Annotated in this window: 18 protein-coding genes and 1 pseudogene; 9 read left to right on the top strand and 10 right to left on the bottom strand. The window is 72.1% G+C overall.

Annotation, left to right across the window (positions count from 1 at the left end; translation table 11 throughout):
• The first annotated feature begins 19 nt into the window (after positions 1–19).
• On the top strand, positions 20–487 hold the full coding sequence (locus tag PSQ21_RS33705) for a type II toxin-antitoxin system PemK/MazF family toxin (RefSeq protein ID WP_274035164.1): 468 nt from the start codon (positions 20–22) through the stop codon (positions 485–487).
• A gap of 100 nt (positions 488–587) precedes the next feature.
• Here PSQ21_RS33705 and PSQ21_RS33700 read toward each other — a convergent pair.
• Positions 588–845 (bottom strand): annotated as a pseudogene (locus PSQ21_RS33700) (poly(ADP-ribose) glycohydrolase domain-containing protein); the annotation flags it as partial.
• A 146-nt stretch (positions 846–991) separates the two neighbouring features.
• Here PSQ21_RS33700 and egtA point away from each other — a divergent pair.
• The 4 genes from egtA to egtD are packed head-to-tail and all read left to right on the top strand — an operon-like array spanning position 992 to position 5,608.
• Positions 992–2,494, top strand: coding sequence for an ergothioneine biosynthesis glutamate--cysteine ligase EgtA (gene egtA / locus PSQ21_RS33695; RefSeq protein ID WP_274035162.1), 1,503 nt, complete (start codon positions 992–994; stop codon positions 2,492–2,494).
• On the top strand, positions 2,491–3,894 hold the full coding sequence (gene egtB, locus PSQ21_RS33690) for an ergothioneine biosynthesis protein EgtB (protein ID WP_274035161.1): 1,404 nt from the start codon (positions 2,491–2,493) through the stop codon (positions 3,892–3,894). Before egtA ends, egtB begins: the two co-directional genes overlap by 4 nt.
• Positions 3,894–4,649: an ergothioneine biosynthesis protein EgtC gene (egtC, locus tag PSQ21_RS33685; protein ID WP_097868966.1), complete on the top strand. Its 756-nt coding sequence runs from the start codon at positions 3,894–3,896 to the stop codon at positions 4,647–4,649. Before egtB ends, egtC begins: the two co-directional genes overlap by 1 nt.
• On the top strand, positions 4,646–5,608 hold the full coding sequence (egtD, locus tag PSQ21_RS33680) for an L-histidine N(alpha)-methyltransferase (protein WP_274035160.1): 963 nt from the start codon (positions 4,646–4,648) through the stop codon (positions 5,606–5,608). Before egtC ends, egtD begins: the two co-directional genes overlap by 4 nt.
• On the opposite strand, the gene PSQ21_RS33675 is transcribed toward egtD, so the two are convergent.
• The 3 genes from PSQ21_RS33675 to PSQ21_RS33665 all read right to left on the bottom strand — a co-directional run bounded on the left by PSQ21_RS33675 (position 5,551) and on the right by PSQ21_RS33665 (position 8,793).
• A complete protein-coding gene (locus PSQ21_RS33675; protein ID WP_274035158.1) occupies positions 5,551–6,432 on the bottom strand; it encodes a lysophospholipid acyltransferase family protein in 882 nt (293 codons plus the stop codon). The genes egtD and PSQ21_RS33675 overlap by 58 nt on opposite strands.
• Positions 6,429–7,250 carry a GNAT family N-acetyltransferase gene (locus tag PSQ21_RS33670; RefSeq protein ID WP_274035156.1) on the bottom strand — a complete coding sequence of 274 codons (822 nt, stop codon included), beginning with the start codon at positions 7,248–7,250 and terminating at the stop codon, positions 6,429–6,431. Before PSQ21_RS33670 ends, PSQ21_RS33675 begins: the two co-directional genes overlap by 4 nt.
• 286 nt (positions 7,251–7,536) lie before the next feature.
• On the bottom strand, positions 7,537–8,793 hold the full coding sequence (locus PSQ21_RS33665; protein ID WP_274035155.1) for an extracellular solute-binding protein: 1,257 nt from the start codon (positions 8,791–8,793) through the stop codon (positions 7,537–7,539).
• Between the two features lie 203 nt (positions 8,794–8,996).
• Between PSQ21_RS33665 and PSQ21_RS33660 the strand changes: the two genes are divergently transcribed.
• On the top strand, positions 8,997–9,212 hold the full coding sequence (locus tag PSQ21_RS33660; protein ID WP_007451468.1) for a dodecin: 216 nt from the start codon (positions 8,997–8,999) through the stop codon (positions 9,210–9,212).
• Here the strand turns inward: PSQ21_RS33660 and PSQ21_RS33655 are convergent, their stop codons facing one another.
• On the bottom strand, positions 9,213–9,701 hold the full coding sequence (locus PSQ21_RS33655; protein WP_274035154.1) for a phosphatase domain-containing protein: 489 nt from the start codon (positions 9,699–9,701) through the stop codon (positions 9,213–9,215).
• 125 nt (positions 9,702–9,826) lie between these two features.
• On the opposite strand from PSQ21_RS33655, the gene PSQ21_RS33650 reads away from it, so the two are divergent.
• Positions 9,827–10,918: an MsnO8 family LLM class oxidoreductase gene (locus PSQ21_RS33650; RefSeq protein WP_274035152.1), complete on the top strand. Its 1,092-nt coding sequence runs from the start codon at positions 9,827–9,829 to the stop codon at positions 10,916–10,918.
• A 73-nt stretch (positions 10,919–10,991) separates the two neighbouring features.
• Complete coding sequence (uvrA, locus tag PSQ21_RS33645) at positions 10,992–13,406, top strand: excinuclease ABC subunit UvrA (protein ID WP_274035150.1); 2,415 nt, start codon at positions 10,992–10,994, stop codon at positions 13,404–13,406.
• A gap of 88 nt (positions 13,407–13,494) precedes the next feature.
• Here uvrA and PSQ21_RS33640 read toward each other — a convergent pair whose 3' ends face one another.
• The 3 genes from PSQ21_RS33640 to PSQ21_RS33630 are packed head-to-tail and all read right to left on the bottom strand — an operon-like array spanning position 13,495 to position 16,857.
• A complete protein-coding gene (locus PSQ21_RS33640) occupies positions 13,495–14,241 on the bottom strand; it encodes a succinate dehydrogenase/fumarate reductase iron-sulfur subunit (RefSeq protein ID WP_274035149.1) in 747 nt (248 codons plus the stop codon).
• Positions 14,238–16,187 carry a fumarate reductase/succinate dehydrogenase flavoprotein subunit gene (locus PSQ21_RS33635; protein ID WP_274035148.1) on the bottom strand — a complete coding sequence of 650 codons (1,950 nt, stop codon included), beginning with the start codon at positions 16,185–16,187 and terminating at the stop codon, positions 14,238–14,240. Before PSQ21_RS33635 ends, PSQ21_RS33640 begins: the two co-directional genes overlap by 4 nt.
• 1 nt (position 16,188) lies before the next feature.
• Positions 16,189–16,857, bottom strand: a complete 669-nt coding sequence (locus PSQ21_RS33630; RefSeq protein WP_274036072.1) for a succinate dehydrogenase — start codon at positions 16,855–16,857, stop codon at positions 16,189–16,191.
• A gap of 132 nt (positions 16,858–16,989) precedes the next feature.
• Between PSQ21_RS33630 and PSQ21_RS33625 the strand changes: the two genes are divergently transcribed.
• Positions 16,990–17,886, top strand: coding sequence for a LysR family transcriptional regulator (locus PSQ21_RS33625; RefSeq protein WP_274036071.1), 897 nt, complete (start codon positions 16,990–16,992; stop codon positions 17,884–17,886).
• A gap of 39 nt (positions 17,887–17,925) precedes the next feature.
• Here the strand turns inward: PSQ21_RS33625 and PSQ21_RS33620 are convergent, their stop codons facing one another.
• Positions 17,926–20,100 (bottom strand): putative bifunctional diguanylate cyclase/phosphodiesterase, encoded by a 2,175-nt coding sequence (locus PSQ21_RS33620; protein ID WP_274035147.1) that lies wholly within the window; start codon positions 20,098–20,100, stop codon positions 17,926–17,928.
• A complete protein-coding gene (locus PSQ21_RS33615; protein WP_274035146.1) occupies positions 20,097–20,915 on the bottom strand; it encodes an SAM-dependent methyltransferase in 819 nt (272 codons plus the stop codon). Before PSQ21_RS33615 ends, PSQ21_RS33620 begins: the two co-directional genes overlap by 4 nt.
• Positions 20,916–21,139 lie beyond the last annotated feature (224 nt).

The raw sequence follows: 21,139 nt of genomic DNA, 5'->3' as shown, positions 1-21,139 counted from the left end.
GAGGTTCTACGGTGTTGCGATGACGTTCCCCGACAGCGCGTACCGTTCCGACAACCCCTTTGACGTGCCCGGTAGCAGCGGGCCGACCGCCACGGCGCAGGTCGATCCCGACGATGTGGGCCCCGTGCGCACCTCCTACGCCCCCGATCGCGACGGCGATCCCGACCCGGGTGAGATCGTCTGGACCTGGGTGCCCTTCGAGGAGAGCGACGGGCGGGGGAAGGACCGGCCGGTACTCGTCGTGGCCCGCGAGGAGGCGGGCACGCTGCTCGCGGTCCAGCTCTCCAGCAAGCAGCACGACCGGGAACACGAGTGGGTGGCGCTGGGCGCGGGCCCCTGGGACAGCTCGGGGCGGCCCTCCTGGGCCGGTCTCGACCGGGTGCTGCGCGTCCACGAGGACGGGATGCGGCGGGAGGCGTGCGCCCTGGACCGGGAGCGGTTCGACCGGGTCGCCGGGCGGCTGCGCGAGCGGTACGGCTGGAGCTGAGGGGCGGCGCGGTGGGCGGTGATGCGGCCCGCCGGGCACGGGCTGGTCTCCCGGCCCGCTCCGGACGCCGCTCCCCGGGTCATGTGAAGGTCCGGCCGGAGGCGGCCCGGCCGGGTCCCTCGCCCGTCATGCGGCGGGCCGCGGCGAGGCTGCTCTCGCCGGTGACCTCCATGCGCGGGGTGCGGTCGTCGTCCGGGGCTGCGACGGGCACCGGGTCCGGTCCGTAGGGCCTGGTTCCGCACAGCGCGGCGGTCACGGCCCGTTCGACGGACACCGTCCGACCTGCCGCGTCGCGGTATCTCCCGTCCTCGACGACCGCTGCCGTCCCGCGCGCGATGCCGAGCGGCCGCGCGCTCACCGGCCCTCCCCCATGTGGTGCATACGGGGCATGCTGACGGGGAACCCGGCCTGGGCGCAACCGGATTTACCCGACCCGGGGGCACCCTTGTGCGATCTCCGGGTACGGGTTTGGCTGGTAGGTACGCAGCTGAGAAGGAGGCCCTCATGGGCTTGGACATTCCCGGCGCAACCGGCTCGCGCCCGGACGCCGCCCCCCTCGACGAGAGCGGGGCAGAGGATTTACTGCGCGGCATTTGCTTCAAGACGGGCCCTCCTCGAACCGTCGGTGTGGAACTCGAATGGCTCATCCACGACCGGGAACGGCCTGATCTTCCGGTCGGCCGCGAACGGCTGGACAGCGCCGTCGAGGCGGTCCGCGCACTGCCGCTGAGCGCGGCGCTGACCTTCGAGCCGGGCGGGCAGTTGGAGCTCAGCTCACAGCCGGCCGGCTCCCTCATGGAGTGCGTCGACAGCACCGCGGCCGATCTGGCGGCGGTCCGCGCCTCGCTCGACACGGCGGGGCTGGCACCGGTCGGGCTCGGCGTCGATCCGTGGCGGCCGCCGCGCCGCAGGCTCCGGGAGCCGCGCTACGAGGCGATGGAAACGGCTCTGGACCGTGCGGGGCCGGCCGGGCGGGCGATGATGTGCACCTCCGCATCGGTCCAGGTCTGCCTGGACGCGGGCGAGGAGGAGCCGGGGCCGCTCGGTTACGGACGGCGCTGGCAGCTCGCGCACCTGCTGGGGGCGGTGCTGGTGGCCGCGTTCGCGAACTCGCCGTTCCAGCAGGGCCGCCGGACGGGCTGGCGTTCCACCCGGCAGTCGCTGTGGGCCGACCTCGACCCGGGCCGGACCCTCGCACCGGGCTCGGGGCGGGCCCCGCGCGAGGCCTGGGCCGCGCATGTGCTGGACACGACCGTGCTGTGCGTCCGGTGCGAGGAGGGCCCCTGGGCCGTGCCGGAAGGACTCACCTTCCGCGAGTGGATCCGTACGGGGTCGCCCCGGCCGCCGGTGCGGGCCGATCTCGACTACCACCTCACCACCCTGTTCCCGCCGGTCCGGCCGCGTGGTCATCTCGAACTGCGCATGATCGACGCGCAGAGCGGGCCCGACGGGTGGCTGGTGCCGCTCGCCGTCACCACGGCCCTGTTCGACGACCCGGAGGCCGCCGAGACCGTGTACCGCACCGTGAAGCCGCTGGCCGAGACGGCGGGCCCAGCGGCGGCACCACGTAATCCGCTCTGGACGGCAGCCGCCCGTGAGGGGCTCGCCGACCCGGAGCTGCGGGCCGCGGCCACCGCCTGTTTCGGTGCGGCGCTCCCGGCGCTGGAGCGGATGGGAGCGAGCGAGGCGGTGCGCGCCACCGTGGCCGCCTTCACCGACCGCTATGTCGACCGGGGCCGATGCCCGGCCGACGACCTGCCGGAGCCCGGCGATCTGACCGATCTGACGCATCTGACCGGTCCGGGTCCGCTGACCGGTCCGGGCGTGACGACCGGCCCCACCCCGTCGGCCGGTCCCACCCCGTCGGCCGGCCCTGTCCCGCCGGCCGGTCCCGAGGTGCCGAGACGGTCTGTCGACCGGCCCGCCCGCGGGCCTGACGGCCTGGTCCCCGGCCCGCCGACGATCCCGCCGAACCCGCCGCGTCCCGGAAAGGCGGCCTCCGCATGACCGAGCACCGTGAAGACACCCGCCACCGCGAGCACTCCGACGCCTTCGATCCGGACGGCTCCACCGCGTCGACCGGCTTCGCCGTACCGACCGGCATCGATCCGGAGGCCCTGCGGCGGCGCGCCCTCGACGCGCTGCTGACGGCGCGCGAGCGCACCGCACTGCTCACCGACTGCGTGGACGACGGCGAACTGACCGCCCAGCACTCCCCGTTGATGTCGCCGCTGGTGTGGGACCTGGCGCACATCGGCAACCAGGAGGAGCAGTGGCTGCTGCGCGCCGTCGGCGGCCGGGAGGCGCTGCGCCCGGAGATCGACGGGCTGTACAACGCCTTCGAGCACACGCGCGCCTCGCGCCCCTCGCTGCCGCTGCTGGCCCCCGCCGAGGCCAGGACGTACGCCTCCGACGTACGGGGGAGAGCCCTGGAGCTGCTGGAGGGCGCGCCGCTCCACGAGGGCGGACGCCCGTTGGAGCGGGCCGGGTTCGCCTTCGGCATGATCGCGCAGCACGAACAGCAGCACGACGAGACCATGTTGATCACACATCAGCTGCGTGCGGGTCCCGCGGCGCTCACCGCGCCCGCTCCGCCCGCACCCGCCGGCGCCGAGGCACTCGCGGACGAAGTCCTGATTCCCGCGGGCCCGTTCACCATGGGGACCTCGGCCGAGCCGTGGGCCCTGGACAACGAACGGCCCGCGCACCGGCGGGACGTGGCGGCGTTCCACCTGGACACCTCGCCGGTCACCTGTGGCGCGTACGTCCGCTTCATCGAGGACGGCGGGTACCGGACGAAGCACTGGTGGGCGCCCGAGGGCTGGGCGATGGTCCGTGAACACGACCTGGCCGCACCGCTGTTCTGGTGGCGGGAGGACGGGCAGTGGATGCGCCGCCGGTTCGGGGTGACCGAGCCGGTGCCACAGGACGAGCCCGTCCTGCACGTCAGCTGGTACGAAGCGGACGCGTACGCCCGCTGGGCGGGCCGGCGGCTGCCCACGGAGAGCGAGTGGGAGAAGGCCGCCCGCCACGATCCCGCCTCCGGCCGCTCCCGTCGCTACCCCTGGGGCGACGAGGATCCGACGCCGGAGCGGGCCAATCTGGGACAGCGCCACCTCCGTCCGGCGCGGTCCGGGGCGTATCCGGCGGGACGTTCGCCCTCCGGCGCCGGGCAGTTGATCGGCGATGTGTGGGAGTGGACCTCCAGCGACTTCCTGCCCTACCCGGGATTCGTGGCGTTTCCCTACCGCGAATACTCGGAAGTGTTCTTCGGGCCGGGGCACAAGGTGCTGCGCGGCGGCTCGTTCGCCGTGGACGAGGTCGTCTGCCGGGGCACCTTCCGCAACTGGGACCTGCCGGTGCGACGGCAGATCTTCTCCGGGTTCCGGACTGCGAGGGATGCCTGATGTGCCGTCATATCGCCTATGTGGGCGAACCGGTGGCGCTCGGCGACATTCTTCTCCGGCCCCCGCACGCCTTGGTGCGGCAGTCCTGGGCTCCGCGCCGCCAGCGCTACGGCACGGTGAACGCGGACGGTTTCGGGGTCGGTTGGTACGCGGACGGGGACCCGGTGCCCGGACGCTATCGCCGGCAGGGCCCGATATGGGGCGACGAGACCTTCACCGATCTGGCCCGGGTGGTCCGCAGCACCGCCCTGCTCGCCGCCGTACGGGACGCCACCGAGGCGGGTGCGGACGGGGAGGCCGCGGCCGCGCCGTACACCGGCGGGCGGCGGTTGTTCAGCCACAACGGGATGGTGCGGGGCTGGCCCGGTTCACTCGCCGACGCGGCCGCCGTCCTGCCGGCCGAGAGGCTGCTGTCCCTGGCCGCCCGTAACGACTCCGCGCTGATCTGGGCGCTGATCCGCCACCGGACCGACGCCGGGGACGATCTGCCGCGCGCCGTCGCGGAGACCGTCCGCGAGGTCGCGGCCGCCGCGCCCGGCTCCCGGCTGAATCTGCTCCTCACCGACGGGGAGACGATCACGGCGACCGCCTGGGGCGACACTCTCTGGTACCTCACGACGCCGGGCCGCCGCACCGCGGTCGCCTCGGAGCCGTACGACGACGACCCGCTCTGGCGCGAGGTCCCCGACCGCACGCTGCTGGTCGCGACCTCCACGGACGTCCTGCTCACCCCGCTCAAGGAGCCCACCGCGTGAGTCCCTTCCTGCTGACCCGCACCCTGCCGGTGGACGCGACGGACGCGGCGCTGCGCGCCGACGTCCTCAGCGGCCTGACCCGGCACCCCAAGACCCTGCCGCCGAAGTGGTTCTACGACGCCCGCGGCAGCGAGCTGTTCGAGGAGATCACCCGGCTGCCGGAGTACTACCCGACCCGCGCGGAGCGCGAGATCCTCCAGGTTCGCGCCGAGGAGATCGCCGCCGCGTCGGGCGCCCGGACCGTGATCGAGCTGGGCTCGGGGTCGTCCGAGAAGACCCGTCATCTGCTGGACGCGCTCCCCGGGTTGCACAGTTACGTCCCCGTGGACGTGAGCGAGAGCGCGCTGAGGGGGGCGGCGGAGTCGCTGCTCGCCGAGCGCCCGGGGCTGTCCGTCCACGCGCTGATCGCGGACTTCACCGGCGGCCTGGCCCTGCCGGGAACGCCGGGGCCCCGGCTGGTGGTGTTCCTGGGGGGCACGATCGGCAATCTGCTGCCGGAGGAGCGGGCGGCGTTCCTGCGCTCGGTGGGCTCGCTGCTCTCCCCCGGCGACGCGCTGCTCCTCGGCACGGACCTGGTGAAGGACGAGGAGACGCTGGTGGCCGCGTACGACGACGCGGCCGGGGTGACGGCGGCCTTCAACAAGAACGTCCTGAACGTCGTCAACCGTGAGCTGGGGGCCGACTTCCCGCTCGACGACTTCGACCACCTCGCGGTGTGGAATCCCAGGGACCGGTGGATCGAGATGCGGCTGCGGGCCCGCCGGGCGCTGGGCGTCAAGATCCGGGAGCTCGACCTCGTGGTGCCGTTCGAGGCCGGTGAGGAGCTGCGTACGGAGGTGTCGGCGAAGTTCCGGCGGGAGGACGTCCGCGAGGAGCTGGCCGCCGCCGGTATGCGGCTGACTCAGTGGTGGACGGACGCGGCGGGGCGGTTCGCCCTGTCGCTGGCCACCGTGGTCTGACGGGACCGGAGGGGGACCTCGGGTTCGAGGACGGCCGCTCGTGCTCTGCGGGCCAGGGCGCGGCGGCCGTTCTCGCCGGCCGCGGGGATCGGCGCGAGGACGTCGACCTGGGCGGTGAGCCCGGCCGCCCGCACCACCCGCCACAGGGAGGCGGCGAGGGGGTCGGTCCCCACGAACGCGACGGCGCCCGCGGCCGGTCCGCCGTGGTGCTCCGCGGTGCGGTAGGCGATGCGGACCGGCCGGACCGTCGCGCCGGCGTCGATCGCCGCCTGGAACGCGGCGGGCCGGAACGCGCCGCCGCCCCGTCCGCACCAGGTGCTGCCCTCGGGGAAGACCACGACCCGGGAGCCGGAGCGCAGGGCCGCGGTGAGGGCCCGTACGGCGGCGGGCAGGGCGCGCAGCCGGTCGCGTTCGATGAACAGGGTGCCGCCGAGCGCGGCGAGGGGGCCGAGCAGGGGCCAGCGCCGGATCTCGCTCTTGGCGACCATCCGGCCGGGCAGTACCGAGGCGATCAGCGGGATGTCGAGCCAGGAGATGTGGTTGGCGACGACGAGTTCGCCGCCCGTCTCGGCTTCCGGCGCGTGCCGCCGGACGGTGACGCGTACGCCGAAGGCCCGGGGAAGGGCGCGCGCCCAGCTCCGTGTCAGGCCGCGCCGCGGTGCGGCCCCGAGCAGCCGGACCAGCGGAACGCAGGCCACCCCCAGCAGGACCAGTGCGCAGCCGGCGAGCAGCAGGAGGGCGGCGGGCAGCGGAGCGCGTACGGCTCCGGTGTGCCGGGCGCAGCCGTCCGGGGTGCACGGGGCGACGGGCAGCCAGACGCTCATCGCAACGGGGCCAGGGAGAGGAAGTGGCGCAGGTAGCGCGGGTCGGTGCGGCGCAGCGACAGCAGGACGTACAGGTCGGCGACGTTGAAGTCGGGGTCGTACGCCGGGGCTCCGCAGACCTGGGCGCCGAGCCGGAGGTAGCCGCGCAGCAGGGGCGGGAGGTCCGCCCGGGAGCCGGCTTCCGTGCCGTGCGCGGAGGAGTCCCAGAGGCGGTGCGGGGTGACCCAGTGCTCCTCCGGCGCGAGGTGACCCGCGCGAACGGTGTTCCAGCTCCGGGCCGCCGTCGCGCCGCCGTCGGCCAGCGGCAGGGAGCAGCAGCCCGCGATCCAGGTGTGGCCGGTGCGCTCCATGTAGCGGGCGAGCCCGGCCCATACGAGGGCGATGACCGCACCGTCGCGGTGTGCGGGGTGGACGCAGGAGCGGCCGACCTCGACGAGGTCGTCACGGATCGGGGCGAGCCGGGTGAGGTCGAACTCGCTCTCCGCGTAGAGGCGTCCGGCGATGCGGGCGCGGTCCGGCGGCAGCAGCCGGTAGGTGGCGACGACCTCCCCGGTGGCGGTCTCACGGACCAGCAGGTGATCGCAGAACGCGTCGAAGGCGTCGCTGTCCAGGCCGGGTTCGGGCCCTTCCAGGCGGGCTCCGAGCTCCCCCGCGAACACCAGGTGGCGCAGGCGCTGGGCCGCGCGTACGTCTTCCCGGCAGGTGGCGAGGGAGACCCGGTAGGCCGGTTCCGGGGCGTCGGCGGCGGGGCCAGGGGCCGCCGCCAGGGCGGGGCCGGGGGCGGAGGCGGGGAGCGGGGCGACGGGCAGCACGGTCATGGCGGTCTCCGGTGACGGAAGAGGGGAGTGGCGCTGCCGGTGCTGTCGCGGGGTGCGACGGCCCGGCCCCTTACTTCTTCCGTCACCGGCTGGATTCGACGTGACCGTTGTGGGGAGCGGGGATGTGCGACGGCTGAATCCCCAGGGACGGCGTGTCCCCGGGCGCGGCATGTGCCCAGGGACGGCGTGTCCCCATGCGAGGCGCGCCCCCGCACGCGGCGTCTCCCCGGGCACGGCGCGTCCCCTCACGCGGGCGACGTGTCCCCGCGGCCGCCGCCCGGGAGGATCAGCCGCTGCCGGCGAGTATGGCGGTGATGCGCTCGGAGGCGGCCTTGGCCTCGCGGGCCGGGTCGCCGCCCTCGAGCACGGCCGTCATGTAGGGCTTGATCGGGTTCTCCGCCTCGACCCTGGCCCACTGGGACGAGTTGGGGGTGGCACGACCGCGGGTGGCGCCCTCGGCCATCGCCGCGGTGCCCTCGTCGCCCTCGATGACGTGGGCGAGGCTCGGCTTGTTGGGGACGTAGCTCATGCCCCGGGCGAGCTCCGTCTGCCACTTCTCGCTCGCCAACGCCTTCACGACGGCGATGCCGGCGGTGCGTTCGTCGGCCTTCTTCGGGACGATGAGGTCGGAGCCTCCGGTGAATACGGAGCCGGGGGCTTTCGAGGACTTGCCGGGAATGGGGAAGTAGCCGAGCTTGCCCTTGAGTTCGGGATTCTTCTGCTCGATGAGCGCGGCGCTGCCCGGGGTCGAGATGATCTGCGCGACGTCGCCCTTGGCGAAGACGTCGGTCTGCGGGGGCTTCTCCTCGTCGGCGTCCGTCGGACCGTCGCCGAGCGCCTGGAGTTCCTGGTAGAACTTCATGCCCGCCAGGGCCTCCGGGGTGTCCAGGGCGCCCTGCCAGTCGCCGCCGTTCTCGTCGGCGAGCTCGCCGCCCTCGTCCCAGATGAATCCGGCGAGCACGTACCAGTTCTGACCGGCCAGGTAGATTCCCTGGTTGCCCGCCTTGTTGAGCTTCTCGGTGGCGGCGATCCACTGATCGCGCGTCTTCGGGAGGGAGTCGATGCCCGCCTCCTCGAAGATCTCCTTGTTGTAGATCACCACGCGGTTGGCCGCGTACCAGGGGATGCCGTACTGCACGCCGTTGATGCTGCCGGGCTGGGCCAGGCCGGGCAGCCAGTCCTCGCTGCCGAGGTCGCGCATCGATTCGAGGGTCAGATCGCGCAGGCCGCCGCTCTCGGCGTACTGGGCGACCTGGGTGTTCCCGACCTCGATCACGTCCGGGGCGTCGTCGCCCTCCAGCGCGGAGAGAACCTTGGGACCTATGCCGCTCCACTCCTGGATCTTGAACTCCAGCTCGATCGAGGGGTTCTCCTCCTCGTACGAGCGGGTGAACTTGTCCAGGAAGCCGGGCGAGACGCTGTCCTTCATCAGCCAGACCGTCACCGTGCGGTCACCGCTGCCCGAGCCAGGTAGGAAGCCGCATCCGCCGAGCGCGACGGACGAGACAAGCGCGATGGCTCCGGCCAATATGCGGTTCTTCACGTGGTCACCTTCTGCGAAACGGCACAACGAAATCGGGACCCGATGTGGGGGGATTGCGGGCGGCGCTCGCACGGGTAGTTGGCTGAATTTTGGTATGGACCATTGAGTAGGTCAAGGCGGTCGCTCGTCCCGATTCATCCCACGCTCCCCCTCGCGGGAGACCTCGGATTGGGGCAACGTGGTCACAGGAGAGGAGACAAACCATGGGAAATCACACCTATCGGGTCACCGAGATCGTAGGAACCTCCGAGGAGGGCATCGACGCGGCGATCCGGAACGGCGTCGCAAGAGCGGCGGAAACGTTGCACAATCTCGATTGGTTCGAGATTAATCAAGTTCGGGGCCATATCGAAGATGGCCGAATCGCGCACTATCAGGTCGGCCTGAAGGTGGGCTTCCGTCTTGACGAAAGTGCCTGATCAGGTACGCCCCTCGCGCTCCTGGGCATCCTTCAGCGCCGCCGACGGGTCGCCCCAGCGGGCACGCACCACGGCGAATCCGGCCACCTGGGCCGCATCGCAGACCAGTTCGTCGTCGTCCACGAGCATGCGCACGTGACCCGTCCGCCCCAGCCGTCGGAGGACGTCCAGCTTCGTCCGGCGTGCGGGGCGCCGGTCGTCGTTGCGCCGCATGAACAGCGTGCCCTCGGGCAGCCCCTGACGGCTCAGCCATCGCACGGTGTCGCGACGGCAGCGCTCGGGCCGTCCGGTCAGATAGACGATGCGGCACTCCTCGGCGCTCGCGAGCACCATCCGCACCCCCTCCGCGAGCGGCGGGTCCTCCGCGGCCGCGGCGAAGAAGCCGGCCCAGTCGCGCTTCGCGCCCTCCAGGAAGTGCTGCCGGTGCGCGGTGTCCGCGAGCGTGCCGTCCAGGTCGAATACGGCCAGCGGCCGTGCGTCGTCGTTCACTCCCCCAGCTTAGGGAGCCCGCCGGGCCCTGCCCCGGCCGTCGCGCGGCCTTCCGGGACGAGCGGTGGTGTCCCCGGGAATCCGGGGGACGGGAATCCTGGGGGAACGAGGGTGTTGAACACAGCGTGAGCTCTGTGATCGCCTCGACCCGTTTCTCCGTCCTGGACCGCTCCCGCACCCGTGAGGGGCACGACGCCCCCCGGGCGCTGCGCGACACCGTCGACCTGGCCCGGGAGGCAGAGGCACTCGGCTTCCACCGCTTCTGGGTCTCCGAGCACCACGGCGTGCCGGGAGTCGCGGGGTCCGCGCCGACGGTGCTGGCCGCCGCCGTCGCCGCCTCGACCTCGACCATCCGGGTCGGCACCGGCGGAGTGATGCTGCCCAACCACCGGCCACTGGTCGTCGCCGAGCAGTTCGGAGTGCTCGCCTCCCTCTTTCCCGGCCGGATCGACATGGGACTCGGTCGCTCCGTGGGGTTCACCGACGGCGTCCGCCGGGCGCTCGGTCACGGCAAGGAGGAGGCCGAGGACTTCCCCGGACGGCTCACCGAACTGCTCGGCTGGATCGACGGCACCCAGCAGGCCCACCCCGGGGTGCACGCCCGTCCGGCGGAGGGCCTGCGCATCCCCGCGTACGTCCTGGCGATCGGGGAGGGCGCGTCGGTCGCCGCGGCCGCCGGGCTCCCCCTCGTCATCGGCGATCTGCGCGGCCGGGAGAAGGTGCTGCGCGCGGTCGAGGTCTACCGCCGCGACTTCCGCCCCTCCGCCCGCGCCGGGCGGCCCGAGGTGATCGTCGCGGGCACGGTGGCCGTCGCCGCCACCGAGGAGGCGGCCCGCCGGCTGCTCGTACCGGAGGCGTGGGCCATGGCGTACTCCCGTACGCACGGGGACTTTCCGCCGCTGGCCCCGGCCGAGCGCGTCGAGGCCCTCACCATGTCGGCCAAGGAGCGGGCGCTGTACGAGCGGGGGCTCGACGGCCATGTATACGGCACCGAGGACCAGGTGGCCGCTCAGCTGGAGCGGGCGATCGAGGAGACCGGGGCGGACGAGGTGCTCGTCACGACCAGCACGTACGACCGGGAGGGGCTGGTGGACTCGCTGCGGCGGCTCGCCCGGATCGCCCGGCCCCGCGACCTGGCCGACGGACGGTCCCCCGGCGGGGCCTCGACGTCCGACAGCCACCGGGTCCCGGGGGCCGCCGTCGGCGCCGACGCCTAGAATCGGACTGTTTGTCCCGCCGGACGTCCTGTCCCACCAGGCGTCAGTAACCACCCGTACGGAGCCGAGCCCCATGCACTCCCCCCACGATCCGTACGTCCGCGTGCGCGGCGCCCGCGAGCACAACCTCAAGAACGTCCGGGTCGACATCCCGCGCGACACCCTGACCGTGTTCACGGGCGTGTCGGGGTCCGGGAAGTCCTCGCTCGCCTTCGGGACCATCTACGCGGAGGCCCAGCGCCGCTACTTCGAGTCCGTGGCCCCCTACGCCCGGCGGCTGATCCATCAGGTGGGCGCGCCCGCCGTCGGGGAGATCACCGGGCTGCCGCCCGCCGTCTCGCTGGAGCAGCGGCGCTCCGCCCCGGGGGCCCGGTCGTCCGTCGGGACGGTGACGACGCTCTCCAACTCGCTGCGCATGCTCTTCTCCCGTGCAGGGGACTATCCGCCGGGGGCCGAGCGGCTCGACTCCGACTCCTTCTCCCCCAACACCGCCGCCGGAGCGTGCCCGGAGTGCCACGGGCTGGGGCGGATCCACCGGACGGACGAGGAGCTGCTGGTCCCGGACCCCTCGCTGTCGATCCGTGAGGGGGCGATCGCCGCGTGGCCGGGGGCGTGGCAGGGCAAGAATCTGCGGGACGTGCTGGACGCGCTGGGGCACGATGTCGACCGGCCGTGGTGCGAGCTGCCCGCGGAGGACCGGGAGTGGATTCTGTTCACCGACGAGCAGCCGGTGGTGACGGTGCATCCGGTGCGGGACGCGGGCCGGATCCAACGCCCTTACCAGGGCACGTACATGAGCGCGCGGCGCTATGTGCTGCACACCTTCGCCGATACCAGGAGCCGGGCTTTGCGGGCGAAGGCGGAGCGCTTCTTGACCAGCGTCCCGTGCCCGGTGTGCGGCGGGAGCCGGCTGCGGCCCGAGGCGATGGCGGTGACCTTCGCCGGGCGGACCATCGCGGAGCTGGCCGGGCTGCCGTTGTCCGCGCTGGCCGAGGTGCTGTCCGGGGCGGGGGCGGGCGGCGAGGAGACGGCCCGGGTGCTGACGGGTGATCTGCTGGCGCGGATCGGGACGGTGACGGAGCTGGGGCTCGGCTATCTGAGCCTGGACCGGACGGCCCCGACGCTGTCCTCCGGCGAGCTGCAACGGCTGCGGCTGGCAACGCAGTTGCGTTCGGGGCTCTTCGGCGTCGTCTACGTCCTGGACGAGCCGTCGGCCGGGCTGCACCCGGCCGACACCAAGGCGCTGCTCGGAGTGCTGAGCCGGCTGAAGGAGGCCGGGAACACGGTCTTCGTGGTGGAGCACCAGATGGACGTGGTGCGGCGGGCGGACTGGCTGGTGGACGTGGGTCCGCTGGCCGGGGAGCACGGCGGGCGGGTGCTGCACAGCGGGCCGCCCGAAGGGCTCGCCCAGGTCCCGGAGTCGGCGACGCGGCGGTTCCTGTTCGAGGAGGAGCCCGCGCCCGTACGGGAGCCACGGGAGCCGTCCGGATGGATCCGGCTCACCGGCGTGGAGCGGCACAATGTGCGGGGCGTGGACGCGGCGTTCCCGCTCGGGGTCTTCACAGCGGTGACCGGGGTGTCCGGCTCGGGCAAGTCGACCCTGGTCGGACAGGTGCTCGCCGGGGTGCTGGCGGACCGGCAGGCGGGCGAGGAGCCCGGTCCGGGTGAGCGGTACTGCTCGGCGGCCACCGGTCTGGAGGCGGTGGACCGGCTCGTCCAGGTCGACCAGAAGCCCATCGGCCGTACGCCCCGGTCCAATCTGGCCACGTACACCGGTCTGTTCGACACCGTGCGGAAGCTGTTCGCGCGGACGGAGACGGCCCGGGAGCGCGGCTTCGGCGCGGGGCGGTTCTCGTTCAACGTGAGCGGCGGGCGGTGCGAGACCTGCCAGGGCGAGGGTTTCGTCTCGGTGGAGCTGCTGTTCCTTCCGAGCACCTACGCGCCCTGCCCGGACTGCCACGGCGCGCGGTACAACCCGCAGACCCTGGACGTCACCCTGAACGGGCTGACGATCGCCCAGGTCCTGGATCTGACCGTGGAGTCGGCGGCGTCCTTCTTCGCCGGGACGCCGGCCGCCGAGCGCGCGCTGACCACCCTGCTGGACGTGGGGCTCGGCTATCTGCGGCTCGGTCAGCCCGCCACGGAGCTGTCCGGCGGTGAGGCGCAGCGCATCAAGCTGGCGGCTGAGCTCCAGCGCACCCGGCGCGGGCACACGCTGTATCTGCTGGACGAGCCGACGACGGGACTGCATCCGGCCGATGTGGAGGTGCTGACGCGGCAGTTGCACTCCCTGGTCGACGCCGGGAGCACGGTGGTGGTCGTGGAGCACGACATGGCCGTGGTGGCGGGCGCGGACCATGTCATCGACCTGGGCCCCGGGGGCGGTGACCGGGGTGGCCGGATCGTCGCGGCCGGTACCCCGGCCGAGGTGGCGGGCAGGGCCGAAAGCCCTACCGCGCCGTATCTGGCGAGGGCGCTGCGGCGCTGATCCCGTACGGGCTCCGGAGGGCCGGACGGTCTTGATCGCGTACGGCCCCGGGCTCGGGGCTCCGGGGCCGTACGGATCGGCTTCCGTGTCAGCGGCGGACCTTGCGGGTGGCCCGCAGCCACTCCTTGTTCATCGCGGCGATCGAGGGCAGCGGGATGCCCTTGGGGCAGGCCGTGGCGCACTCCCCGGTCAGGGTGCAGCCGCCGAAGCCCTCGTCGTCCATCTGGGCCACCATGTCCAGGACGCGGGTCTCGCGCTCGGGTGCGCCCTGCGGCAGGACGTTGAGGTGATTGACCTTGGCGGCCGTGAAGAGCATGGCCGAGCCGTTGGGGCAGGCCGCGACGCAGGCGCCGCAGCCGATGCACTCGGCGTTCTCGAAGGCCAGCTCGGCGTCCGGCTTGGGCACCGGGGTCGCGTGGGCGTCCGGGGCGGTGCCGGTGGGGGCGGAGATGTATCCGCCGGACTGGATGATCCGGTCGAACGAGGAGCGGTCCACGACCAGGTCCTTGATGACCGGGAAGGCGGAGGCCCGCCAGGGCTCGATGTCGATCGTGTCGCCGTCGGCGAAGGACCGCATGTGGAGCTGGCAGGTGGTGGTGCGCTCCGGGCCGTGGGCGTCGCCGTTGATGACGAGGCTGCACGCGCCGCAGATGCCCTCACGGCAGTCGTGGTCGAAGGCGACGGGCTCGTCCCCGGCGAGGGTGAGTTCCTCGTTGAGGGTGTCGAGCATCTCCAGGAACGACATGTCGGCGGAGATGCCGTCGACTTCGTAGGTGGCCATGGCGCCGGGCTCGTCGGCGTTCCGCTGACGCCAGACGCGCAGGGTGAGCTTCATGCGTAGCTCCGCTGGGTGGGGTGGACGTACTCGAAGACGAGGTCTTCCTTGTGCAGGACAGGGGCGTCGCCGGTGGCGGTGAACTCCCAGGCGGCGGCGTAGGAGAACTCCTCGTCGTGCCGCTCGGCCTCGCCGTCCGGGGTCTGGGACTCCGCGCGGAAGTGGCCGCCGCAGGACTCGGCGCGGTGCAGGGCGTCGAGGCACATGAGCTCGGCGAGCTCCAGGTAGTCGACGATGCGGTTCGCCTTCTCCAGCGACTGGTTGAACTGTTCGCCGGTGCCGGGGACCTTGATGCGGCGCCAGAACTCCTCGCGGATTTCCGGGATCTTCGCGAGCGCCTTGCGCAGACCGTCCTCGGTGCGGGCCATCCCGCAGTACTCCCACATGAGTTCACCGATCTCGCGGTGGAAGGAGTCGGGGGTGCGGTCGCCGTCGACCGAGAGCAGCAGGTTGATCCGGTCCTCGGTCTCGGCCACGGCCTCCACGACGGCGGGGTGCCCCTCGTCCACGGTGTCGGTGTGCGGATTGCGGGCGAGGTAGTCGTTGATCGTGGAGGGCAGGACGAAGTAGCCGTCGGCGAGGCCCTGCATCAGGGCGGAGGCCCCGAGCCGGTTGGCCCCGTGGTCGGAGAAGTTCGCCTCGCCGATGGCGAAGAGGCCGGGGATGGTGGTGGAGAGGTCGTAGTCGACCCAGAGGCCGCCCATCGTGTAGTGCACGGCGGGGTAGATCCGCATGGGGACCGTGTAGGGGTCCTCGTCGGTGATCCGCTGGTACATGTCGAAGAGGTTGCCGTACTTGGCTTCGACGGCCTTGCGGCCCATCCGGCCGATGGCCTCGGCGAAGTCCAGGTAGACGCCCTGCCCGCCGGGGCCGACGCCGCGCCCCTCGTCGCAGACGTTCTTGGCGGCGCGGGAGGCGATGTCGCGGGGCACCAGGTTCCCGAAGGCGGGGTAGATCCGCTCCAGGTAGTAGTCGCGCTCGTCCTCGGGGATCTTGTTGGCCGGGCGGTCGTCGCCCTTGGCCTTGGGGACCCAGATGCGGCCGTCGTTGCGCAGCGACTCGCTCATCAGCGTGAGCTTGGACTGGTGGTCGCCGGTCCGCGGGATGCAGGTGGGGTGGATCTGGGTGAAGCAGGGGTTGGCGAAGTACGCGCCGCGCCGGTGCGCCCGCCAGACGGCGGTGGCGTTGGAGTTCATGGCGTTCGTCGACAGGTAGAAGACGTTGCCGTAGCCGCCGGTGGCCAGGACGACCGCGTCGGCGAAGTAGGTGTCGATCTTCCCGGTGACCAGGTCGCGGGCGACGATGCCGCGCGCCTTGCCGTCGACCACGATCAGGTCCAGCATCTCGGTACGGGCGTGCAGTTCGACGCCGCCCGACGCGATCTGCCGGGACAGCGCCTGGTACGCACCGAGGAGGAGCTGCTGCCCGGTCTGGCCCCGCGCGTAGAACGTACGGGAGACCTGGACGCCGCCGAAGGAGCGGTTGTCGAGCAGACCGCCGTACTCGCGGGCGAAGGGGACGCCCTGGGCGACGCACTGGTCGATGATCTCCACGGAGATCTGGGCGAGCCGGTGGACGTTGGACTCCCGGGCGCGGAAGTCGCCGCCCTTGACGGTGTCGTAGAACAGCCGGTGGATGGAGTCGCCGTCGTTGCGGTAGTTCTTCGCGGCGTTGATGCCGCCCTGGGCGGCCACCGAGTGGGCGCGCCGGGGAGAGTCCTGGAAACAGAACTGGACGACGTGGTAGCCCTGTTCGGCGAGTGTGGCGCCGGCGGCTCCGCCGGCCAGTCCGGTGCCGACGACGATCACGGTGTGCTTGCGCCGGTTGGCGGGGTTCACGAGTTTCGCCTGGAAGCGGCGGGTGTCCCAGCGCTCGGCCACGGGGCCCTGGGGGGCCTTGGTGTCGAGAAGGGGCTCGCCCGTTCCGTACTGCGTGTAGTCGGGCATGTCAGCTCACCACTCCGGTCATGACGGCGACGGGTACGGAGATGAAGCCCACCGTCAGCACTGCCGCGAGGAGGTTGGCGAGGGTCTTCAGGATGCGTTCGCGGGTCGCGCTGCCGACGCCCAGGGTCTGCGCGGCGCTCCAGAAGCCGTGCTGGACGTGCAGGCCCATGGCGAGCACCGCGGTGATGTAGATGACGTTGCCGTACCAGGTCGAGAAGGTGTCGATGACGTTCTGGTAGGGGTGCCCGGCCTCGAAGCTGGTGTGCACGTGGCCGGTCGTCAGGTCGAGGATGTGCCAGACGATGAAGAGCGCGAGGATGATCCCGCCCCAGCGCATGGTCCGGGTGGCGTAGCTCGCCCGGGGCCTCTTGTGGACGTACTTGGCCGGGCGTGCCCTGATGTCGCGCCGGCTCAGCTGGTACGCGGAGATTCCGTGCAGCACGACGGCCACGACCAGCCCCACCCGGACGATCCACAGGGCCCACTCGTAGTGGAGAACCGGTTCGCCCATGGTGCGCAGCCAGTGGGCGTACCCGTCGAACTCGCCGGGTCCGAAGAAGATCTTCAGATTGCCCGCCATGTGGGCGACGAGATATCCGAGCATGACCAGACCGGTCACGGCCATGATCGTCTTCTTGCCGACGGTCGAGTCCCAGAGCGTACGCGTCATCGACGGCCGTCGGTCCGTCCGCGTTGCCAATGCCATGAACACGACGGTAGGGGCGAACAGCCCGATCAGTCCAAGACATGGTCTGGCTGATCTCCATAGGCGTTCACTATCGATCGACGGTATCGTCGGATGGTGCACTTCCAACAGCTCACCTACTTCGTGGCCGTCGCCGAGGCCCGGCACTTCACCCGGGCCGCCGAGGCGGTGCATGTGTCGCAGCCCTCGCTCTCCCAGCAGATCCGGGCGCTGGAGACGGAGTTGGGTGCGGACCTGTTCAGCCGGGCCCGGGGCAACATCGCCCTCACCGACGCGGGCGAGGCTCTGCTGCCGCTCGCCCGGCGGATCCTCGCCGACGCGGAGACGGCGCGGCAGGAGGTCCAGGAGCTGGTCTCGCTGCGCAGCGGCCGGGTGCGGCTGGGGGCGACGCCGAGCCTGTGCACCGGGCTGCTGCCGGACATGCTGCGCGCCTTCCACGACCGGCACCCGGGGGTGCGGCTGCTGCTGGAGGAGGGTGGCTCGCACGACCTGGTGCGCCAGCTGGCGCGGGGGGCGCTCGACCTGGCCCTGGTGGTGCTGCCCCTGCCGGCCGGCTCCCCCGCGCTGACCACGGTGGAACTGCTGCACGAGGACCTGGTGGTGGTGTCCTCGGCGGCGGAGCCGCCCCCGGGGCGGGGCGGACGAATCCGGATCGCGGATCTGGAGGGGGCGCCCCTGGTGATGTTCCGGCACGGGTACAACCTGCGGGAGCTGACCCTGGCCGCGTGCCGCGCGGAGGGCTTCGAGCCCACCTTCACCGTCGAGGGCGGCGAGATGGACGCCGTGCTCGGCTTCGTACGGGCGGGGCTCGGCATCGCCGTGGTGCCGAGCATGGCGGCCGCCCGGGCGGGCCACGACCTGCGCAGGACCCCGCTGGCCGGCGCCGGGCTGCGGCGCACGATCGCGCTCGCGCACCGCAGCGACGTGGCCCCGCCCCGGGCCGCGCGCGAACTCCAGCGGATGCTGCTGGAGCGCCGGCCGGTCTCCGGCTGACCGGCCGGGACGCGAAGGCCCTGCGCGCCCCGGCCGGGTTCAGATGGCGTCCGCCAGCAGCAGGGAGTGGATGCGGTCCGGAGCCCCGGGGCGGGCGTAGTACCAGCCCTGGGCGGTGTCGCAGCCCAGCAGTCGCAGCTGCTCGGCCTGGGCGCCCGTCTCCACGCCCTCCACCGTGACGGCCAGCTCCAGGCTGTGGGCCAGCGACACGATGCCCTCGACGATCTTCATATCCACCGGGTCCGCCGGGTGCTGCTGCATGCCCCGGGTGAACGTACGGTCCAGCTTCAGCACGCTCACCGGCAGCCTGCGCAGGTTCGCCAGGTTCGAGTAGCCCGTGCCGAAGTCGTCGAGCGCGATGTCGACACCCATCTCCGCGAGCTGCCGCAGCGGCTTGAGGAGATCGTCGTCGGCGCCGATCAGGGCGGACTCGGTCACCTCCAGGCAGAGCGCGCCCGGTTCGAGACCGGAACGTTCCAGCACGTCGACCGTCTCGGCGACGAGGTGGGGGTGGTGCAGCTGGGTCGGCGAGAGGTTGACGTTGATCCGCAGCGGGCCTCCGTCGCTGTGCCGCTCCTGCCAGAAGTTGGCCTGCCGTACGGACTCCTCCAGCACCCAGCGCCCGAGCGGCACGATGAGCCCGGTGTGCTCGGCGAGCGGGATGAACCGGTCGGGGCCGAGCACCCCGTGCTGCGGATGGCACCACCGTACGAGCGCCTCGGCGCCGTGCACCGTGCCGTCGCCCAGATGCACGAGCGGCTGGTACTCGATGAAGAACTCGCCGCGGTCCAGGGCGGCCGGGAGCGCGGTGGTCAGCCCGTGCCGGGTGATGGCGCGCGCGTCGGCCTCGGCGTCGGCGAGCTGATAGCGGTTGCCGCCCGCCGCCTTGGCCCGGTACATCGTGATGTCGGCGCTGCGCAGCACCTCGGCCGCGCTGCGCTCCCCGGAAGGGCCCTCGACGACGCCGATCGAGCCGCGGACGGTCAGCTCGCGGCCGTCGAGGCGGATGGGGGTGGCGAGCGCGTTCAGGATGCGGCCGGCCAGTTCGTCCACCTCGTCGGCGGTGTCCGGGCCGGTGGTCAGCGCCACGAACTCGTCGCCGCCGAGCCGGGCGACCATCTCGCCGGGAGCGGTGGCGCAGCTCTGGAGCCGGTCGGCGACCTCGACCAGGAGGCGGTCACCGGCGGCGTGGCCGAGGCTGTCGTTGATGGCCTTGAAGCCGTCGAGATCCAGATAGCAGAGGCCGAAGCGGACCCCCTCCTGGGCGGTGAGGGCCTTCTCCAGGCGCTCGAAGAACAGCGTCCGGTTGGGCAGTCCGGTGAGCGCGTCGTGGGTGGCCTCGTAGCGCAGGCGCAGATTGAGGAGCCGCCGCTCGGTGGTGTCCTCCATCAGCGCGAGCTGGTATTCGGGGCGGCCTTCGGAGTCCCGCAGCAGCGAGACGGTGAGGTTGGTCCACAGGACCGTGCCGTCGTTGCGGTAGTACGCCTTCTCGACCCGGTAGTGGTCGCGTTCGCCGCGTACCAGCTCGTCGTAGAACTTCCACACCTGCGGCGAGTCCTCGGGGTGGACCCACTCGTTCACCTTGTGGCTGCGGACGTGGTTCTCCAGCCCGCCGAACATCTTGGTGAGGGTGTCGTTGATCTCCAGGATGTTCCCGTCCAGGTCGGCGACGCCGATGCCGATGGCCGCGTCCTTGAAGACCGCGCGGAACCGGGCCTCCGTCGCGTGCAGGGCCTGTTCGGCGTTCGTCCGGGCGGTCAGCGCCGAGCGGGCGATGGCTTCCTGCTCGGCGAGCGTGCGCTCGCGCAGGGCCCCGGTGAAGCCGGCGGCGAGGGTGTGCTGGATCCGTGCGCAGCGCGCCCGGCCGTCCTCGGTGGACAGCACGCCGGGTCCGTTGCCGCCGCAGTACAGGACGAGGTAGGAGTCGACGACGCCGAGCGTGGAGCTGAGTGCGTCCGGGTCGGTGCAGTGAGCGTCGATCAGGGCCTCACCGATCCGCTGGGCGGGCGAGGCGTCGAAGGGATGGGCGTGCAGGATGCTGTTCAGCTCGCGTGCCAGGGGCAGCAGATGCTGTTCGAACTCCGGCCGGGTGAGAGAGGTGGCCGTCAGGGGGAAGATGGCCCGGCTCCAGATTCTGGCGAATCTCCGCAGCCGGCCTTCCGGACCGTCGGGCTCCGCGTCCGGTTCCCCGGACGCCTGGGCGGGGATGCTCACGCCTTGCGCCCAACCCCTGCGAAGCCCGAGAAGGCGTACGGGTCTTCCTGCTCCGGGGACTGCGGGGTGTCGGGCCGCCATTCGGGCATCGACACGAGCCCCGGCTCGACCATCTCGTAACCCTCGAAGAACCGGCCGATCTCCTCGCGCGAGCGCATGATCAGCGGGTTGCGGATGTTCTGGTAGACGCCGACCGTACCGGCCGCTTCCTCCTTGGGCAGCGGGATGCCCTCGTACGAGGCGTGGGTCAGGACGATCAGGCTGCCGGGGGCCAGCGACTCGCGCAGCTCGGCGACCGCGGCGCACGGGTCGTCCGCGTCCTCGACGAAGTGGAGCACCGCGACCAGCAGCAGGGCCACCGGCCGGTCCAGGTCGAGCAGTCCGGTGACATCCGGGTCGGTCAGGATCTCCTTGGGACGGCGCAGGTCGGCGGTGGCGACGACCGCGCGGTCGTTGCCTTCCAGGACGGCCTGGCTGTGGGCGACGGCGACCGGGTCGTGGTCGACGTAGGCCACCTTGGCCCGGGGGTCGGCGGCCTGAGCGACCTCGTGGACGTTGCCGAAGGTCGGTATCCCGGAACCGATGTCCAGGAACTGGTCGATGCCGATGTCGACGGCATGGCGGACAGCCCGGCGCATAAAGGCGCGATTGGCCTGCATGATCTTGGGAAGGCCCGGAAGGAACTCCATGGCCTTGCGCGCGGCTTCCCGGTCCACCTCGAAATTGTGCGATCCGCCCAGATAGAAGTCGTACATGCGAGACACGCTTGGCACCGAAATGTCAATGCCCTGCGGTGCCCAGGCGGGACGCTCCATCGATGTCTCCAACAAGTCGCCACGGCGATCCGGCCATGTTCATGGTCAGTGTTGACCAGAGGCTACTGATCGGCCGCCAAGAGAGCGAGTGGAAACGGAAATTAGCGATCCGTTATTGGTCACACTCCGGTGGCATCCACGGCCACTCCGTCGCTCCGTGTATGCGCACAGCGACGGACCGGCACTCCGGACACCGTTTCCCGGCGATTCGGGGCCACTTGGGG

Source organism: Streptomyces sp. MMBL 11-1 (assembly GCF_028622875.1).
GTDB lineage: Bacteria > Actinomycetota > Actinomycetes > Streptomycetales > Streptomycetaceae > Streptomyces.
The sequence above is the reverse complement of the archived record's forward strand: the minus strand, read 5'-3'. Positions and strand labels throughout refer to the sequence as shown.

Coding starts and splice junctions, on each gene's coding strand:
- PSQ21_RS33705 (WP_274035164.1), top strand. CDS start 20: ATGACGTTCCCCGACAGCGCGTACCGTTCCGACAACCCCTTTGACGTG.
- egtA (WP_274035162.1), top strand. CDS start 992: ATGGGCTTGGACATTCCCGGCGCAACCGGCTCGCGCCCGGACGCCGCC.
- egtB (WP_274035161.1), top strand. CDS start 2,491: ATGACCGAGCACCGTGAAGACACCCGCCACCGCGAGCACTCCGACGCC.
- egtC (WP_097868966.1), top strand. CDS start 3,894: ATGTGCCGTCATATCGCCTATGTGGGCGAACCGGTGGCGCTCGGCGAC.
- PSQ21_RS33675 (WP_274035158.1), bottom strand. CDS start 6,432: ATGAGCGTCTGGCTGCCCGTCGCCCCGTGCACCCCGGACGGCTGCGCC.
- PSQ21_RS33670 (WP_274035156.1), bottom strand. CDS start 7,250: ATGACCGTGCTGCCCGTCGCCCCGCTCCCCGCCTCCGCCCCCGGCCCC.
- PSQ21_RS33660 (WP_007451468.1), top strand. CDS start 8,997: ATGGGAAATCACACCTATCGGGTCACCGAGATCGTAGGAACCTCCGAG.
- uvrA (WP_274035150.1), top strand. CDS start 10,992: ATGCACTCCCCCCACGATCCGTACGTCCGCGTGCGCGGCGCCCGCGAG.
- PSQ21_RS33640 (WP_274035149.1), bottom strand. CDS start 14,241: ATGAAGCTCACCCTGCGCGTCTGGCGTCAGCGGAACGCCGACGAGCCC.
- PSQ21_RS33635 (WP_274035148.1), bottom strand. CDS start 16,187: ATGCCCGACTACACGCAGTACGGAACGGGCGAGCCCCTTCTCGACACC.
- PSQ21_RS33630 (WP_274036072.1), bottom strand. CDS start 16,857: ATGACGCGTACGCTCTGGGACTCGACCGTCGGCAAGAAGACGATCATG.
- PSQ21_RS33615 (WP_274035146.1), bottom strand. CDS start 20,915: ATGGAGCGTCCCGCCTGGGCACCGCAGGGCATTGACATTTCGGTGCCA.